Source organism: Escherichia sp. E2661, assembly GCF_004745185.1.
In the GTDB taxonomy this organism is placed as follows: Bacteria; Pseudomonadota; Gammaproteobacteria; order Enterobacterales; family Enterobacteriaceae; genus Escherichia.
This window is the reverse complement of sequence record NZ_PDIG01000093.1, coordinates 1-512: the sequence shown is the minus strand read 5'-3', so window position 1 is coordinate 512 and position 512 is coordinate 1. Positions and strand designations below refer to the sequence as shown.

Below are 512 nucleotides of genomic sequence, written 5' to 3'. Positions count from 1 at the left end.
ATCAGTGTTGATCAATAAAACCTGGGCAGAGGATCTGCCCGCTGAGATCGACAACCGTGCAGTCCGGTACGATGTCAGAAGGGATGTTACTGGCAACGGCAATAATCTTGCCGTTAGCGACGAGGACATCGCAAATTCCCCGATCTTCGGGCGCATACAANNGCGGCTCCCTGCAGCAGGGATAAACCGGCTGCGGAATAATCAATCATGGTAACTCCTTGTTAAACAATAAGCTGCATAACCCAGATCGACAGCAATGCGTTAATCACGCAGACCGTAATGATATGCGGGTAATATTTGGCATTCACTTCGGCTGTTCCCAGGCAGCGACCAACATTTTGCACCGGGTTGCCCATTAAATACATCGCGGGAAGTAATACCGTGACATCGTGGCCGGTTAATGCGCCAGCGGTCGCCAGGCTGGCGGCAACGCCGACCGCGCCGCCCATACTCATCAATGCGGCTAAAAGGACAGTTGCCGCTTCGCCGGGCAATCCCCACAACGCCATCAC

At 53.7% G+C, this 512-nt stretch carries 2 pseudogenes; both read right to left on the bottom strand.

The annotated features are described in order from the left end of the window. Positions 1–4: 4 nt before the first annotated feature. Positions 5–209: pseudogene (locus tag CRI63_RS23840) on the bottom strand (beta-aspartyl-peptidase); the annotation flags it as partial. 12 nt (positions 210–221) lie between these two features. Continuing rightward, a pseudogene (locus CRI63_RS23835) lies at positions 222–512 on the bottom strand (hypothetical protein); the annotation flags it as partial.